General features: G+C 35.8%; 22 protein-coding genes. 11 read left to right on the top strand and 11 right to left on the bottom strand.

Features of this window, described 5'->3' with window-relative positions; all coding sequences use genetic code 11:
- The 10 genes from BBH99_RS21625 to gldB form a co-directional block, all read right to left on the bottom strand.
- Positions 1 to 1,363 (bottom strand): CCA tRNA nucleotidyltransferase (locus BBH99_RS21625; RefSeq protein ID WP_066700538.1); only part of this gene is annotated, 1,363 nt, incomplete at its 3' end.
- 37 nt (positions 1,364 to 1,400) lie between these two features.
- On the bottom strand, positions 1,401 to 1,745 hold the full coding sequence (locus BBH99_RS21620; protein WP_066700536.1) for a nuclear transport factor 2 family protein: 345 nt from the start codon (positions 1,743 to 1,745) through the stop codon (positions 1,401 to 1,403).
- 108 nt (positions 1,746 to 1,853) lie between these two features.
- A complete protein-coding gene (locus tag BBH99_RS21615) occupies positions 1,854 to 2,402 on the bottom strand; it encodes an L-threonylcarbamoyladenylate synthase (protein WP_066700534.1) in 549 nt (182 codons plus the stop codon).
- A 348-nt stretch (positions 2,403 to 2,750) separates the two neighbouring features.
- On the bottom strand, positions 2,751 to 3,179 hold the full coding sequence (tnpA, locus tag BBH99_RS21610; RefSeq protein ID WP_066700529.1) for an IS200/IS605 family transposase: 429 nt from the start codon (positions 3,177 to 3,179) through the stop codon (positions 2,751 to 2,753).
- A 283-nt stretch (positions 3,180 to 3,462) separates the two neighbouring features.
- A complete protein-coding gene (locus tag BBH99_RS21605) occupies positions 3,463 to 3,975 on the bottom strand; it encodes a DinB family protein (RefSeq protein ID WP_066700528.1) in 513 nt (170 codons plus the stop codon).
- A gap of 117 nt (positions 3,976 to 4,092) precedes the next feature.
- Positions 4,093 to 4,392, bottom strand: a complete 300-nt coding sequence (locus BBH99_RS21600; protein WP_394363561.1) for a GNAT family N-acetyltransferase — start codon at positions 4,390 to 4,392, stop codon at positions 4,093 to 4,095.
- Positions 4,362 to 4,538 carry a hypothetical protein gene (locus BBH99_RS23115; protein ID WP_394333788.1) on the bottom strand — a complete coding sequence of 59 codons (177 nt, stop codon included), beginning with the start codon at positions 4,536 to 4,538 and terminating at the stop codon, positions 4,362 to 4,364. Before BBH99_RS23115 ends, BBH99_RS21600 begins: the two co-directional genes overlap by 31 nt.
- Before the next feature lie 67 nt (positions 4,539 to 4,605).
- A complete protein-coding gene (locus BBH99_RS21595; RefSeq protein WP_066700526.1) occupies positions 4,606 to 5,745 on the bottom strand; it encodes a cystathionine gamma-synthase in 1,140 nt (379 codons plus the stop codon).
- 90 nt (positions 5,746 to 5,835) lie between these two features.
- The gene (gene gldC / locus BBH99_RS21590) at positions 5,836 to 6,159 is read right to left on the bottom strand and encodes a gliding motility protein GldC (RefSeq protein WP_066700524.1); all 324 of its coding nucleotides are present in this window, start codon (positions 6,157 to 6,159) and stop codon (positions 5,836 to 5,838) included.
- Between the two features lie 137 nt (positions 6,160 to 6,296).
- Entirely contained in the window at positions 6,297 to 7,283 is a 987-nt protein-coding gene (gldB, locus tag BBH99_RS21585; RefSeq protein WP_185111120.1) for a gliding motility lipoprotein GldB, read from the bottom strand.
- Between the two features lie 46 nt (positions 7,284 to 7,329).
- Here gldB and BBH99_RS21580 point away from each other — a divergent pair, with 46 nt between their 5' ends.
- From BBH99_RS21580 to BBH99_RS21545, 8 genes are all read left to right on the top strand, one after another.
- Positions 7,330 to 7,974, top strand: coding sequence for a leucine-rich repeat domain-containing protein (locus BBH99_RS21580; protein WP_066700522.1), 645 nt, complete (start codon positions 7,330 to 7,332; stop codon positions 7,972 to 7,974).
- A 4-nt stretch (positions 7,975 to 7,978) separates the two neighbouring features.
- Complete coding sequence (locus tag BBH99_RS21575; protein ID WP_066700544.1) at positions 7,979 to 8,503, top strand: GNAT family N-acetyltransferase; 525 nt, start codon at positions 7,979 to 7,981, stop codon at positions 8,501 to 8,503.
- Positions 8,500 to 9,033 (top strand): GNAT family N-acetyltransferase, encoded by a 534-nt coding sequence (locus tag BBH99_RS21570; protein ID WP_185111118.1) that lies wholly within the window; start codon positions 8,500 to 8,502, stop codon positions 9,031 to 9,033. Before BBH99_RS21575 ends, BBH99_RS21570 begins: the two co-directional genes overlap by 4 nt.
- Before the next feature lie 13 nt (positions 9,034 to 9,046).
- Positions 9,047 to 9,841: an NAD(+) synthase gene (gene nadE / locus BBH99_RS21565; RefSeq protein ID WP_066700520.1), complete on the top strand. Its 795-nt coding sequence runs from the start codon at positions 9,047 to 9,049 to the stop codon at positions 9,839 to 9,841.
- A 95-nt stretch (positions 9,842 to 9,936) separates the two neighbouring features.
- Positions 9,937 to 10,452, top strand: a complete 516-nt coding sequence (locus BBH99_RS21560) for a ribonuclease domain-containing protein (RefSeq protein ID WP_066700518.1) — start codon at positions 9,937 to 9,939, stop codon at positions 10,450 to 10,452.
- A gap of 62 nt (positions 10,453 to 10,514) precedes the next feature.
- Positions 10,515 to 10,844 (top strand): GIY-YIG nuclease family protein, encoded by a 330-nt coding sequence (locus tag BBH99_RS21555; protein WP_066700516.1) that lies wholly within the window; start codon positions 10,515 to 10,517, stop codon positions 10,842 to 10,844.
- Positions 10,845 to 10,908: 64 nt separating this feature from the next.
- On the top strand, positions 10,909 to 11,529 hold the full coding sequence (locus tag BBH99_RS21550) for a Zn-dependent protease (protein ID WP_228390871.1): 621 nt from the start codon (positions 10,909 to 10,911) through the stop codon (positions 11,527 to 11,529).
- Complete coding sequence (locus BBH99_RS21545) at positions 11,526 to 11,834, top strand: barstar family protein (RefSeq protein WP_045499946.1); 309 nt, start codon at positions 11,526 to 11,528, stop codon at positions 11,832 to 11,834. The genes BBH99_RS21550 and BBH99_RS21545 overlap by 4 nt, the downstream gene beginning before the upstream one ends.
- Before the next feature lie 337 nt (positions 11,835 to 12,171).
- On the opposite strand, the gene BBH99_RS21540 is transcribed toward BBH99_RS21545, so the two are convergent.
- Positions 12,172 to 12,654 carry a cytidine deaminase gene (locus tag BBH99_RS21540; RefSeq protein WP_066700514.1) on the bottom strand — a complete coding sequence of 161 codons (483 nt, stop codon included), beginning with the start codon at positions 12,652 to 12,654 and terminating at the stop codon, positions 12,172 to 12,174.
- A gap of 100 nt (positions 12,655 to 12,754) precedes the next feature.
- Between BBH99_RS21540 and namA the strand changes: the two genes are divergently transcribed.
- The 3 genes from namA (at position 12,755) to tssD (ending at position 14,711) form a co-directional block, all read left to right on the top strand.
- Positions 12,755 to 13,807 (top strand): NADPH dehydrogenase NamA, encoded by a 1,053-nt coding sequence (namA, locus tag BBH99_RS21535; protein ID WP_066700510.1) that lies wholly within the window; start codon positions 12,755 to 12,757, stop codon positions 13,805 to 13,807.
- A gap of 27 nt (positions 13,808 to 13,834) precedes the next feature.
- On the top strand, positions 13,835 to 14,113 hold the full coding sequence (locus tag BBH99_RS21530) for a DUF2752 domain-containing protein (RefSeq protein WP_066700508.1): 279 nt from the start codon (positions 13,835 to 13,837) through the stop codon (positions 14,111 to 14,113).
- A 193-nt stretch (positions 14,114 to 14,306) separates the two neighbouring features.
- Positions 14,307 to 14,711 carry a type VI secretion system tube protein TssD gene (tssD, locus tag BBH99_RS21525; RefSeq protein ID WP_066700502.1) on the top strand — a complete coding sequence of 135 codons (405 nt, stop codon included), beginning with the start codon at positions 14,307 to 14,309 and terminating at the stop codon, positions 14,709 to 14,711.
- Positions 14,712 to 14,836 lie beyond the last annotated feature (125 nt).

The raw sequence follows: 14,836 nt of genomic DNA, 5'->3' as shown, positions 1-14,836 counted from the left end.
CCTTTTCATTTGGAATTTCACCTTCAAGGATGGCTTCTTTTACCTTTTCCTTTAAAATACCAATTTCACGGCCCGGTTGAAGGTTAAACATTTCCATGATCTCTTCTCCGGTAATAGGAGGCTGGAAGTTCCTAACCTGATCTTTTTCCTCTACCTCTTTAATCTTAACGGCTACATATTCAAAGTTTTTCTTGAATTTCTCCTGCTTTCTTGAGTTTTTGGTAGTGATATCTGCCTTGCAGAGAGTAAAGAGATCTTCAAGGTCCTCTCCTGCATCAAATAAAAGCCTTCTTAAAGCAGAATCTGAGGCATCATCCGTAATTAAAGCAATAGGTCTGGAAGAAAGCTTTACCATCTTCTGAACATATTTCATATCGCTTCCCAAAGGCAGTTTCAATCTCTGGAAAAGTGTTTTTACCATTTTAGAGCCTAAAAACTCATGTCCATGGAACGTCCATCCTGTACCTTCCACAAATTTTTTTGTAGGGGCTTTTCCTATATCATGGAGTAATGCAGCCCAGCGAAGCCAAAGGTTATCAGTATTCAAAGAAATATTATCCACAACTTCAAGAGTGTGGTAGAAATTATCTTTGTGGGTTTGTCCTTCCACTTCTTCCACTCCTTTAAGTTCGATCAGTTCAGGAATAACAAGCTTTAAAAGTCCTGTTTGTTCCATTAATCTCAAGCCAACAGAAGGTTTTTCAGATAGCATGATCTTGTTGAATTCTACCATGATTCTTTCCATAGAAACAATCTTGATTCTTTCCGCTTCCTGTTTAATGGCCTCCAATGAATTTTCTTCGATAGTAAAATTTAGAGTGGACGCAAACCTTATCGCTCTCATCATTCTCAATGGATCATCAGAATAGGTTTGAGCGGGCTCCAATGGAGTTCTTAAAATTTCTTTTTCAAGGTCTTCAATTCCGTTGAACGGGTCAATCAGTTCTCCGAAGTTATTTTTATTCAGGGAAATAGCCATTGCATTGATGGTAAAATCTCTTCTTTTCTGGTCGTCCTCCAATGTTCCGCCTTCTACTTCAGGTTTTCGGCTGTTTTCCGTATAGCTTTCCTTTCTGGCACCAACAAATTCCAGCTCAAGATCTTTATATTTGATCATCGCTGTTCCATAGGTTTTAAATACGGAAACCTTTAATTTAGGATCAATATCCTGAGCTACATTCTGAGCCAGTTCAATACCGCTCTGTTCAGTTACAAAGTCGATATCCGTGGAAGCCTTTCTCTTCATCAGAAGATCACGGACGTATCCACCAACAATGTATACAGATTGGTTATTTCTTTCTGCAGCTTCAGAAATGATTTTAAAAAGTTTTAAATTCTTATTTTGAGTAAGATTAATTTTCATCGTTTATAATAGCGTCAATTTCTACCAATGCCGGTCATTAGTCATAATGAGCGTACATTTTACTTATTTTTCCTTCTTCATTAAAAAACATCACTTCTACAGCATGTTTATCCATGATAGACTTATAAAACAATGCTACAGAATCTACTCCTGCTGTGGAATGAATCAGATCAAAGTGCAGATCCGGAAACTTATCCAGTGCCTTTCTCCAGTATTCACGAACGGCTTCTTTTCCCTGTAAGGAACTTTCTTTTCCTCCGGTAGCCATGGCAATCATGGGAGTAGTAATCTCAATATCGTCAGAATAGTGGGAGAGGATTTTCTCTAAATCATGAGAGTTCCAGGCATTTATCCACATTTGAGCGAATTCTTGATGATTCATAGCATGTATTTTAAGAGTTGGATTTTGCAAAGATAGAATTAAAAAAAAGAAATCCTGCCGATATACACTGACAAGACTCTAAAAAATAAACAGATTAACACCGGATTTTTATTCTCTGAGAACTTTTATCCTGTTATCATTCCATATTTTAATAACGGAAGATCCTGAGTATTTTGAAACTTTATCTCTGTCTTCCTCCACAGCATAATCCACCAAACTGATGATTTCCGGAGAAATATCAGAGAATTTCAGCGGACTTTTATCACCACTGAAATTGGCAGACGTAGAAACTAAAGGCTTATTTAGTTTAGTAATAAGTTTTTTACAGAAGTCATTCTTTACCAATCTGATTCCGATGCTGCCATCTTCAGCAAGCAATTCTTTAGGCAGCCCTCTTGGGTTTTCATAAACAATGGTTACCGGTTTCTCACTTAGGTCAATAATTTCCCAAGCCATTTCCGGAACATCCACCAGATCCTGAAGTCTTTTTTCAGATTCTACCAGAATGATCATAGATTTATTTTTCTCACGTTTTTTGATGTCAAAAATTTTGTTGACAGCTTCTATGTTAGTCGCATCACAACCAATCCCCCAAATGGTATCTGTAGGGTAAAGAATAGTTCCGCCGGATTTTAATATTTCAATAATAGGTTCCATATTTTTATGTATTCATAAACAATGGGTAAAGGTAGAAAATCTGTGAATTTTAAACAAAAAAGTGAGGATAATAAAGGAAGAACATATTGCAGAGTTTTTAAGTTTTGGCTAAAGCCAATGGATTGGGTTATAAAATTAAAAGACGGGCTAAAGCCCGTCTCTATTGATGTTTCATAAGTGTAAATTGTACTGTATGGTTGTCAATTATTTTTACGATTGAAAAAATAGGATGCTTTCTGTAATGATGATTTAGTTTAAAATAATTTTACAGCATTTTATCAAATTCAATAGGAATGGGCTTTAGCCCATTCAACAATACATAAAAATTCATTTGGCTTTAGCCAAAACCTATATTTTAAAATTATATTTTTCAATGAATTCCTGATATTCGTTTGCAAAACTTTTTTTCTGATGATGTTTTTCTTGATTTTTGATATAATTCCTTACCACATCTAATTTGTTTTCAGAGACAGAAACAGCAAAGTATTCATCCTGCCATGCAAATTTATCTTTGGTGAGTTGATGTTTATTGATCCAATAAGACGATTCCCCTTTCAATAGTTGTACTATTTTTTCTATATTCTGATCCGATCCTAAAGAAATCAGACAATGACAATGGTCTGAATATCCATTAATCATGTCTAAGAATATTCCTTTTTCTGAAGAATATTCTTTGATATGTTTCCATACTTTTATTCTTAGGTCGAATGTATTGAGATAGGGAGTTCTGTTTCTTGTTGAGAAGACAAGGTGAATATAAATTTTGATAAATGACATTTGTGTTGTTTTTATCAAAAATAATGTTTTTTAATTAAGTTTTGGCTAAAGCCAATAGGATTGGATTATAAAATTAAAAGACGGGCTAAAGCCCGTCACTATTGATATTTTTTATGTGTGTAAATTATATATGCATTATTGCTTATGAATGAAAAATACATGTTTGATAATATTGTTTAAAACAAATTTTACGGTATTTTATCAAATTCAATAGAAACGGGCTTTAGCCCGTTTAACAATAAACAATATATTCCACTGGCTTTAGCCAAAATTTATTATATTCTTACATCCATCCCAATTTAGATAAATACCTCTCCTCAATAATATTAAGATGATGATAATTATGACCAATAATCAGTTTTGCTATCGTTTCTGCCGATATTTCATTGCCATTAGCCGTACCGATATTTTTTAAGGCAGAAGGGTTCATTGTTTCTATTAAGATCTGAGAAGACTTTCTTACAAGTTTATATTCATCCAACAAAGATTCCAGAGATCTTTCACTGGCGAAAGATTGATCTGCATATTCATTTTCGTCAAATCCCGGAAGATTGTTTTTATCCCCTCTTGCAAAAGCTAATATTCTGTATTGGAAAACTCTTTCTGTATCGGATAAATGCAGAAGTAATTCTTTCAGTGTCCATTTTCCCTCAGCGTAAGCAAATTTTGATTGTTCCTCAGTAAGATTAGAATAAATTCCTATTGTTTTTTCTTCTGATATTTTTAATTCAGTCAGCCAGTCTTCTGATGGAATCTGGTCTAGATATCTTTGAACGTATTTCTGAAAATCTGTCATGTTGTTTTTGGGTTATAAGTTAAAATTTAGGTGCCTAAGATGGGGTAGTGATTAGAGTTTTTTTGTAGGAAAATATGAGTGATCATATTTTATTACTCATTGCCCATTGCTTATTACTCATGAATTGCTCCATTCATAGAAGTTCACGGAGTCATAAAGTTCAAAACCGCAGGCAGGATAAAGCTGATTGCCTACATCATTTCCTTTTCCTGTTTCAAGAAGGATTCCACAGGCGTTTGAAGCTCTGCATAATTCTTTTGCTCTTTCAATAAGTTCTTTAGAATAGCCTTTTCCTCTATAGTTGGCATTAACGTACAGGTCATTTAATAGCCAGTAACGCTGCATTCTGGTGGATGAAAATATAGGGTATAATTGTACAAAACCTGTTAAAACTCCGTTTTCTTCTGCAACGAAAATTTCAGAGTCTTTATTTTCAATTCTTTCCTGTAAAAATCTGAGGCAGCAGGAATATCAGATGATTTGTGATAGAATATTCTGTATTGATCGAACAGTTCAGCCAGTTGAGGTAAATCTGTAATGACTGCTTTTCTTGTGTCTTTCATATATATTTGTGGTGATAATAAAAATGAGAAAGATATTAAATCCTTCTCATTTTATTTGTTTTATTGTCTAAGAAAAAGCTTTTTCCAGATCTGCGATAAGGTCTTCAGCATCTTCAATACCAACGCTTAAACGTACCAGGTCATCAGTGATTCCCAATTCAGCACGTTTTTCAGCCGGGATAGAAGCGTGAGTCATTAAAGCAGGGTGGTTAGCCAGAGATTCTACTCCTCCTAAAGATTCAGCCAGTGTAAATACTCTTACTTTTTCAAGGAACTTGATGGCATCTTCTTTCTTTCCAGATTTGAAAGTGAATGAAACCATTCCTCCAGATTCCTTCATCTGAGATTTTGCCAGCTCATATTGAGGATGAGATTCTAATCCAGGATAAATTACTTTATCTACTGCCGGATGAGTTTCAAGATATTTTGCTACAGCAAGACCGTTGTCAGAATGTCTCTGCATTCTTAATGCCAGTGTTTTGATCCCTCTTAAAACAAGGTAAGAATCGTGAGGGCCTAAGATACCACCGCTTGCAAACTGAATGAAATGAAGTTTTTCACCTAATTCCGCATCTTTCGCAATAAGCGCACCCGCAATAACGTCCGAATGTCCTCCTAAATATTTGGTAGCGGAGTGCATTACGATATCAGCTCCCAGATCAATTGGTCTTTGGATATAAGGCGTTGCAAAAGTATTGTCTACAGCTACTAAGATATCTTTTCCTTTAGCAACGTCTACAACAGCTTTGATATCTACTAACTTCATCAATGGGTTTGTTGGAGTTTCTACCCAGATCAGTTTTGTTTTATCTGTGATTACATCAGCAATTTTAGAAGCATCATCAAAATTCACGAATGTGAACTTAAGCTGATATTTTTCAAAAAGTCTGGTAAACATTCTGTAAGTACCACCATAAAGATCATCTACAGCAATTACTTCATCACCAGGGTTTAATAACTTCAAAACACAGTCGATGGCAGCAAGACCAGAACCGAAAGCCAATCCTCTCGCTCCGTTTTCAATGCTGGCTAAAGAATCTTCTAATGCCTGTCTTGTAGGGTTAGCTGCTCTTGAATATTCATATCCGGAGTGTACTCCAGGGCTTTTTTGTGCAAACGTAGAGGTTAAGAATACAGGAACGTTTACAGATCCCGTTGCAGACTCATGATGCTGCCCTCCGTGAATTACTTTCGTATTAAAATTCATAATATTTTTATAATTTATCAATCTAACAGTGTACTAATTTACCAATGTTTTAGAATTGTTACACTGTTAAATTGTTTCATTGTTACATTTTTACTTTATAGCCGATTTTACAGCAAACTCTTCTGCTATTTCTTCCATCCATTGTGCCACATCCTCCTCTCCGGTTGCTCTTTGATAGGTATTTCCTAAAGAAATTAGAATCTGGTGGATAAACATTTTCATCTGATCTACAGGCATTTCCTTTGTCCAAAGATCAATTCTTAAAGCTTCCATTGCTTTGTCATCCCATACAGAGATCATGGTAGCCTTTGTTTCCTCCTTTTCAATCCCGCCATCCTGAGCATTCCATGTGATGTTTTCCGGAACGTGGTTTTCATCAAGCTCTACATCTATCGTAATCTGAGTTTTTCTCATATCAATCTAAAATTTTTCAGCAAAGTTAATACTTCTTCAGCTTATCCAAAATTTCTGCGAAATTATCTTCATCAGGAAATGATATAAAAAAGACTTTCTGTAGTTACAAAAAGTCTTCTATAGGTATGAAATAACGGTTACTTTGTTACACGGGGCTTATAACCGGATTCGTTAAAAATTTGGGTAGCATCCATTTTCAGGAAGGCTGTAAGTTTTGTATCCGGTTTCTCCTTGAGGTAGGCTTTACAGATCTGCCAGCCTGTAAAAATTCCGATCTGTGGGGAAGACTCATTGTCTATTTCAGTATAGAACTTTGAGAAGGGGCCCGGCGCAATAAAACGTTCTCCTAATCTTGGATCATCTCCAAATAACAGATTGCTTTCCACGAAATAATTCCAGATATTGGCCTCATTGTAAGTAGCCCATTCGTATTGTTTTTGAGTGTAATTCATTTTCAAGTAATCCGGAGTATCAGGAAGGAATGCATCCTGAAGGATCATTACTTTTCCGTTAAGAATCACCTGATCTATGAATTTCTGATGATCCGGAGATTCGGTTACAATATTTTCGGCAAAAAGAAGAGAAACCTTAGGAACAATATTCTGTGGATTCATAGATTTCTGGAAATACAGCTCCAGCCCTTTGTAGTGAGCATTGCCATCCCCCATAAAACCGGTAATGTCGATGAATAAAAGATTCCCTTTTTCATCATAAAAGATAGGATCCTGAACCATTTGCAGTGCCGATGAAAACAGATATACCTTTGGACTTTTAAACTGGGGGAAATAATATTTGATATGTGAAAATAAATCCTGAAGGTCTTTCTGCAATTTAGCCTGATCAATTTTTCCTATTGCTTCTTTATAAATTTTAATCTCTTCCGCATCAGCTCTTCTTTTAGAGAAATCAGCATCAGAAACGGTTCCCTGAAACCATGGAAACTTAGCTTTAAACTGATCTAAAGGAATGTTTGGGTTATAAAACTCCTTGGAAATATCCGTCATTTCAATTTTTTCGGCGGTATCTTTTACCTCTATTTTCCACTGGTTTTCAGGTTCTTTTTTACAGGAGTTCAATCCCGCAATTAAAACAGAAGAAACGGCAATATATCTGAAAATCTTCATTATTTTTACATTAAGTTTACAAAAATAAGGATTAAATGGACATTTCATGATGAAATTTAAAATATTTACCGCTATTACCGGTATTTTCGTATGGTCTGTTTTGCAGGCACAGAAGCTTGATTTTAAAGATAAAAACCTGGAAAAGACAGTCATTGAAAACTTTGATGTAAATAAAGACGGAATGATAAGCCAGTCTGAAGCAGAAGCGGTTAACAACCTCTTTTTGGTTCAAAAAGGGATTATTTCCACAGACGATCTGCATTTCTTCAAAAATGTAAAAATGGTGATGCTGGATGATAATGCCATTTCTTCCATTGTTCTGAAAAATATGGAGAAACTAAACCTTTTTTCATGCACAGGATGTAAAGTAGTTTCATTTAAAGCTGAAAATCTTAAAAACCTTAGTTCTTTATATCTTGATAATAACTTTTTGGAGACTATTTCGCTGAAAGGAACACCAAAAATTGACCAATTAACATTATCTTTAAATCAGCTAAAAACAATTGAACTCTCTCAGCTTAAAAATTTAAGGAGGCTGAATGTAGAGCACAATAAAATTCAACACCTTGATATTTCCGGAAACCTGGCTCTACAGACTTTAAATGTAGGCGGAAATAAAATGAAGGACACAGATATAAAAAAAGGATTAAAAACAGAGGTTACCATTTTTGGAACCGATGAACAAAACTGATACTATGAAAATAGAGACTCAAAGACTCATTTTAAGAAAGATTGAAGAAGAAGATGCTGAACGAATGTTCCTTATGGATTCCGATCCTGAGGTGATGAAATACCTTGGAACTCCCGTGAAAAGTATAGAAGAATCAAAGGAAATCATCAAAATGATTCAGAAACAATATGAAGAAAACGGAGTAGGAAGACTTGCTGTTATTGAAAAAGAAAGCGGATTATTCATAGGATGGTGTGGGTTAAAACTATTAAAAGAACCTGTTAACGGGCATGTAGAAACTCTGGATTTAGGATATCGCTTTATTCCTGAGTTTTGGGGAAAAGGATATGCCTGGGAAGCAGCAAATGCTACGCTGGATTATGGTTTTAACGAGTTAAATGCACATACTATATTCGCTTTTGCCGATGTCGGAAATACAGGCTCTAATTATATTCTAACCAAATTAGGCTTTGAAAATACAGAAGAATTTGAAGACTCTGGCGTTAACTGTTCTTGGTATGAATTAAAACGCGAAAAGTATATTCAATGATAACAATAAGAAAAGAAGAGGAAAAAGATTATGAGGCGGTTTTTAAACTGACGGAAGAAGCCTTCAGAGATAGGGAACATAGTGACCATCAGGAGCATTTTCTTGTTGAAAAATTAAGGAAATCTGAAGCATTTATTTCTGAACTGTCTTTAGTTGCTGAGGACGAAAATGGAACTATTGCCGGGCATATTTTGTTTACAAAACTTACTGTTGAAAATGGCACGGAAACATTTGAATCATTAGCTCTGGCTCCTGTTTCAGTAAAGCCTGAGTATCAGAATCAGGGAATTGGAGGACAGTTAATCCTTGAAGGCCATCGTATTGCCCAGCAGCTAGGATATCAATCGGTGATCCTGATCGGACATGAAAATTATTATCCGAAGTTTGGTTACAAAAAAACAAGTAATTTTGGGATCTCATTTCCGTTTGAAATTCCGGAAGTAAATGGCATGGCTGTTGAGCTGGTAAAAGACGGATTAAAAAATAAAAAAGGGATGGTGAAATATCCTAAAGAATTTGGAATAGACTAAAAAAATATAAACGATGCAGACACAAAAAGTGATAGACCATATCGTTGGCTGGTTAAAAGACTATGCTACAAAAGCCAGAGTAAACGGATATGTAATAGGAGTTTCAGGAGGAGTGGATTCCGGAGTGGTTTCTACATTGGCAGCAATGACCGGATTGAAAACATTATTGATCGAGATGCCGATCCGTCAGAAAGCAGACCAGGTAGACCGTGCACAGGATCACATGAATGACCTGAAGTCCAGATTTCCAAACGTGGAGATTATGTCTGTAAACTTAACTCCGGCTTTTGAAGAACTTTACAAAACTTTTGACGTCCATGATGATTTGTATCCAAACGAAAAACTGGCATTTGCTAATACAAGATCCCGTTTGAGAATGCTTACCTTATACTATTACGGTCAGATTAACGGACTTTTAGTGTGTGGAACAGGAAATAAAGTGGAAGATTTCGGAATTGGGTTTTATACCAAATATGGGGATGGTGGAGTAGATGTTTCGCCAATCGGAGATCTTTATAAAACAGAAGTGTATGCTTTGGCAAAAGGATTAAATCTGATTAAAAGCATTCAGGAAGCAATTCCTACAGATGGACTTTGGGATATAGACCGTACCGATGAACAACAGATTGGAGCAACCTATCCGGAACTGGAGAAAATTCAGAAAGAATATGGAACCAAAACAGCTGAAGACTATGAAGGCAGAGATAAGGAAGTATTCCAGATCTTTGACAGAATGCATAAGGCAGCAAAACATAAGATGGATCCAATCCCGGTTTGTGATATTCCTGAAGACTGGAGAGAATCATAAATATCATGTATTCATTAATTAATAGCAGTGTAACGGGTAATTCACCATTATTACATTGCTAAACTGATACATTGTTACATTAAACAACCGTTATTATGAACAGTAAAACAAGAGCTGTACTTTTTATGTGTCTTGGGCTTCTTTTCGGAATGTCTGTGATGTATATCTACAATAATTTCATTAAAAGCAAAGACCATTCAACTGCAGCTAAGACAGAAACGGTAAGTTATGGCAGTGCTTTTACAGAAGAACAATACAATGCCGGAAGTCCATCAGCACAGATTTCTATTGAAAAACTGACTGAGGAAAAAACGGTTATCAGCTATGTAAAGCAAAATCATAAGCTTCCGGATTACTATATCACCAAAAGAGAGGCAAGAAACCAGGGATGGAATCCTTCAAAAGGAAATCTTTGCGATGTGCTTCCCGGAAGGGCCATTGGTGGAGACAGATTTGGAAACAGGGAAGGAAGACTTCCGGATGGAAACCAATATTTTGAAGCTGATGTCAATTATGATTGTGGAGGAAGAAATGCAGATCGTATCATCTATACTAAAAATGGAGATGTTTATCTTACCAAAAACCATTATAAGAGTTTTGAAAAACAGTAATCGTCATTGCGAGGAGCAAAGCGACGAAGCAATCTCTTCATTACAATAAATCCTATAGAATAATGAAAGCAGGTTTTATTTATATAATGACTAATAAAAATTATACAACTCTTTATACCGGAGTTACCTCAAACCTGCCTAAACGTATTCAACAGCATAAAGAAGCCTATTATTCTCAAAGCTTTACGTCAAGATATAAATTGTATATACTTGTGTATTGGGAGGCTTTTCAGGAAATAGGAGATGCTATTGCCAGGGAAAAACAAATAAAAGCAGGATCAAGACAGAAGAAACTTGACTTGATTAATAGTATAAATCCTGAATGGAATGACCTAACAGATACTATTCAGATGTTTTTTGAGATTGCTTCGTCACTTCGTTCCTCGCAATGACAAAATCCGAAGGATAAAAAGTAAAAAAGTATAATTTGCATTTAAATCAGGATAAATAGTAATTTTGAAAAATAAAAGTTTTGTGTATGCACTGGGTTTATTTCTGATGTTCTCATGCTCAGAAAAGAAAATAGCAGTGGAAGAACCGGAACAAAAACCTGCTATAACCATACTCATCCTGCCATTCAGAGATATAAAACCTGAGAAGGTGGAAACAGTAGCTGCAGGAATTAAAAAAATATATCCTAATGTTAAGGTGCTTGAAGTTATAGACTTCCCGGAAAATGCTTATTATAGGGAAAGAAATCGCTACCGAGCGGATTCAACGATTAAGTTTCTAAACAGTAGGACAAGAGAAGGTTTTGTTACTATTGGACTTACGTCAAAGGATATCAGTGCAACCAAAGGAAAGATAAAGGATTTTGGAATTATGGGTTTAGGATATAGGCCTGGTAAAGCTTGTGTAGCTTCCAGTTTTAGGCTAAGCAGAGAAAATTCCGATGAGCAGTTTTACAAAATTGCCATTCATGAACTTGGTCATACTCAAGGGCTGCCACATTGCCCTGAAAAAATGTGCTTTATGAGAGATGCAGAAGGTAAAAATCCTACCAATGAGGAAACGGATTTCTGCAAAAAATGCAAAACTTTTTTGATCAGTAAAAATTGGAAATTTAGTTCAATATGAAGACAGTATATATAGATTTTACAGACATAGGCGATTACGAGGACTTCTATGCTCAATTAAAAGAAAAAGTTCAGCTTCCTGAACATTTCGGAGATAACCTTGATGCACTTTTCGATACCATTACCGGAGACCTTGAAATGCCGCTTCACATTGAATTTGTGAATATGACGGTAGATCAGCTTGAAATCTTTGAAGACCTTTTAACCACTTTGGAAGATGCCGAGGAAGAAGTAGAAGACTTCACTTTCAGCTACTACCTGGAGCAATATGAAGATGATGAGGACGAAGAGGAAACAGAAGACTAATTGGTAATGTAAAAAATAAAAAGGTTGCTTTAGAAATAAATCAACCTTTTTTATTTACCTCTTCTTAAAGATCTGCTCAATCAGCATAATCTGCGAGAGTTTAAAACTATATGCAGAATATTTCCTCGCGGATTTAGGAAATTTCGCAGATTTTTGTTCAGGTTCTTCCACTGCTATTTTCTTTTCTGAGCATGAGAACATCTCAAATAAAAAACCAACAGAACTTCTGTTGGTTTAATGAACCTTACTGTAAAATGTAAGTCCGTATTATTTTAATATCACAGCCAAGGCCGAATATCTATTTTAAAATCATAAATTCCAATTCTATAAATTCGCCTTATAAAAAGGTAGAATCAAAATAGAAAGGCAATAAATCCTTCACCGCATGTACTTTTACCACTTCCTCATTCATGCTTGAAAAATAAAGATCAATGTTTTCGTTCTGCTTGGTTTCGTATTCTATTAAACTCTGACGGCAGGCTCCACAAGGCGGAATCGGTGGATTCTTCTCATGAAACTCCTTCGGACCTCCTACAACGAAGATCTTTTTCACCTTCACATCAGGAAAGTTGGCCGCAACCCAGAAAAGGGTGGTTCTCTCCGCACAAAGTCCTGAAGGAAACGCTGCATTCTCCTGGTTGTTCCCGGAATATATCTCTCCGTTTTCCAGTAATACAGCACATCCCACAAAAAATTGTGAGTAGGGTGCATAAGCATTTTCGCGGGCCGCCTTGGCCCTTTCGAATAATTGTTTTTCTATATCGTTCAGTTCGCTGCTATTTTTAAAATATTCGTAACTGATCTGTATGTCTTTTTTCATATATTGTACAGTAAAAAAGGGGGGTAAAATTAGTTCTTTTTAATGAGGTGGGCAATATTTTATTCTTCCGGTAAAAAAGTTCAATTTTTAAGATTATAAAATGTTATATACTCCAATACAATTCAGGAATGTAGAGTTAAAAAACCGCTGGGTAATGTCTCCCATGTGTATGTATTCAAGCGAAAACGGAATGCCCAACGACTTTCATTTGGTGCATTATGGAAGCCGAGCCCAGGGAGGAACAGGTTTGCTTGTTGTGGAAGCAACAGGAGTAGAACCTAGGGGAAGAATTACCAATCACTGCATGGGAATATGGAATGATGAACAGGCAGAAAAGCTACAGAAAATTGTAGAATTTGTTCATCAGAATTCAGACAGTAAAATAGGAATTCAGCTGGCTCATGCCGGAAGAAAAGGCTCTACATGGAATAATGTACAGATCCCTGTTGAGGAAGGCTGGGAAACCATTGCGCCAAGTTCTATTCCTTATCATCCTTCAGAAAGAATTCCCCATTCTTTAACTACTGATGAGGTAAAAGAGCAGGTTCAAAACTTTAAAAAGGCAGCCCGAAGAGCTGTAAAAGCAGGTTTTGATGTGATTGAAATTCACGGGGCACATGGTTATCTGGTCCACCAGTTCCTGTCGCCACTATCCAATATCCGGACAGATGAATATGGTGGAAGCTTCGAGAACAGAATCCGTTTTCTTATTGAAATTGTAGATGCCGTAAATGAAGAACTGAATGAAAATACAGCTCTTTTTGTAAGGGTTTCCGGAACTGAATATGCAGAGAATGGCTGGGATATTCAGGATAGTGTAGCCATGGCAAAAGTTTTAAAAGAACATGCTGTAGACCTTGTAGATGTATCAAGTGGCGGGAATATCCACGGTGCCAAAATTTCAGTTTTTAATGGCTACCAGGTTCCTTTTTCGTCTCAGATAAGAAGTGGAGCTAATGTAAAAACAGGAGCAGTAGGTTTAATTACAGAACTAAAACAGGCTGAGGAAATTCTTCAGAATGGTGAGGCAGATCTGATCTTTGTTGCAAGGGAAATCTTAAGAAACCCATATCTGGCGGTCCAGGGAAGCTTTGAAATGAAAGAAGACTGCTTTTTCCCCCATCAATATACCAGAGCCAAGATCTCCTCATAATCATCTGAACATACTAATTCTCCGGAAATGAAAATAGAAGACTTTATGCTGACCTGTCCCAGTAAGAAATTCCTGGGGGTGGAATGTTTGGGATGTGGTGCCCAGCGAGCCATTGTGCTGGTCTTTGAAGGTCAGTTTTCAGAAGCATTTAAAATGTATCCGGCTGTATACACTGTATTGTTGTTTTTTTTCATTCTGGGACTAAGTTTTGTAGATAAGAAAAGAAAATATTTGTCTGTTCTTATGGTACTGATTGTTATTAATCTTGTAATAATGGTTGTTTCCTATGTTTATAAACATTTCTGATTATAGAATAGAGAAGATTAAAAACCTAAGCCATTTTTTGAAAAATATATAATTTTGAAAAGGATAAAATCGTAGAATTACTACAATTTTTGAAACTATGGCTTTAAAACTTTTTAAATTAGAACATGAAGTCTATCTTTGTTACAGAAAAACCTTTAAACAGGGCTATCATTAATGATTTAAATTTAAGAATATGGCAGGAAATTCAAGAGGAATCTTAAAATTCAATGGAGGTGAAGGTCAGAAGTTATTAAAACTTAATTACAGCGTTTCAAGAGCTACAGACGTTTCAGGACGTGTAGCATCAGATCCGTCAAATGCATTGATTAAAGTAACCATCGAAGCAACAGAAAAATCTGATGTTCTGGAAAGTTTACTGAACAGCAAATATAAGCCTACAACCGGGGAAATCAATTTCAATAAATCTCACGAAGAAGGAACATTAATTACTTTGAAATGGGAAAACGGATATGTGATTCAACACGAAGTAGATTTTGATGCAATAGACAGCAATAATATGCTGATAAGCTTTGTAGTAAGCGCTGAAACAATTACTTACGGTAATTCTGAATATGCAGGACTTTGGCCAACAAGCTAATAAGTTCCGCCACTAAAAAATAAAAAGACTGTCCTGATAAGACGGTCTTTTTTATCTTATAAAAATCCCTTGTTACAGTCTTAACAAAATTCTGTAACAGAATAATAAAACAAATACAATGAAAA

Source organism: Chryseobacterium contaminans, from assembly GCF_001684955.1.
Lineage (GTDB): Bacteria > Bacteroidota > Bacteroidia > Flavobacteriales > Weeksellaceae > Chryseobacterium > Chryseobacterium contaminans.
The sequence above is the reverse complement of the archived record's forward strand: the minus strand, read 5'-3'. Positions and strand labels throughout refer to the sequence as shown.

Coding starts and splice junctions, on each gene's coding strand:
- BBH99_RS21620 (WP_066700536.1), bottom strand. CDS start 1,745: ATGAATCATCAAGAATTCGCTCAAATGTGGATAAATGCCTGGAACTCT.
- BBH99_RS21615 (WP_066700534.1), bottom strand. CDS start 2,402: ATGGAACCTATTATTGAAATATTAAAATCCGGCGGAACTATTCTTTAC.
- tnpA (WP_066700529.1), bottom strand. CDS start 3,179: ATGTCATTTATCAAAATTTATATTCACCTTGTCTTCTCAACAAGAAAC.
- BBH99_RS21605 (WP_066700528.1), bottom strand. CDS start 3,975: ATGACAGATTTTCAGAAATACGTTCAAAGATATCTAGACCAGATTCCA.
- BBH99_RS23115 (WP_394333788.1), bottom strand. CDS start 4,538: ATGAAAGACACAAGAAAAGCAGTCATTACAGATTTACCTCAACTGGCT.
- BBH99_RS21595 (WP_066700526.1), bottom strand. CDS start 5,745: ATGAATTTTAATACGAAAGTAATTCACGGAGGGCAGCATCATGAGTCT.
- gldC (WP_066700524.1), bottom strand. CDS start 6,159: ATGAGAAAAACTCAGATTACGATAGATGTAGAGCTTGATGAAAACCAC.
- gldB (WP_185111120.1), bottom strand. CDS start 7,283: ATGAAGATTTTCAGATATATTGCCGTTTCTTCTGTTTTAATTGCGGGA.
- BBH99_RS21580 (WP_066700522.1), top strand. CDS start 7,330: ATGATGAAATTTAAAATATTTACCGCTATTACCGGTATTTTCGTATGG.
- BBH99_RS21575 (WP_066700544.1), top strand. CDS start 7,979: ATGAAAATAGAGACTCAAAGACTCATTTTAAGAAAGATTGAAGAAGAA.
- BBH99_RS21570 (WP_185111118.1), top strand. CDS start 8,500: ATGATAACAATAAGAAAAGAAGAGGAAAAAGATTATGAGGCGGTTTTT.
- nadE (WP_066700520.1), top strand. CDS start 9,047: ATGCAGACACAAAAAGTGATAGACCATATCGTTGGCTGGTTAAAAGAC.
- BBH99_RS21560 (WP_066700518.1), top strand. CDS start 9,937: ATGAACAGTAAAACAAGAGCTGTACTTTTTATGTGTCTTGGGCTTCTT.
- BBH99_RS21555 (WP_066700516.1), top strand. CDS start 10,515: ATGAAAGCAGGTTTTATTTATATAATGACTAATAAAAATTATACAACT.
- BBH99_RS21545 (WP_045499946.1), top strand. CDS start 11,526: ATGAAGACAGTATATATAGATTTTACAGACATAGGCGATTACGAGGAC.
- BBH99_RS21540 (WP_066700514.1), bottom strand. CDS start 12,654: ATGAAAAAAGACATACAGATCAGTTACGAATATTTTAAAAATAGCAGC.
- namA (WP_066700510.1), top strand. CDS start 12,755: ATGTTATATACTCCAATACAATTCAGGAATGTAGAGTTAAAAAACCGC.
- BBH99_RS21530 (WP_066700508.1), top strand. CDS start 13,835: ATGAAAATAGAAGACTTTATGCTGACCTGTCCCAGTAAGAAATTCCTG.
- tssD (WP_066700502.1), top strand. CDS start 14,307: ATGGCAGGAAATTCAAGAGGAATCTTAAAATTCAATGGAGGTGAAGGT.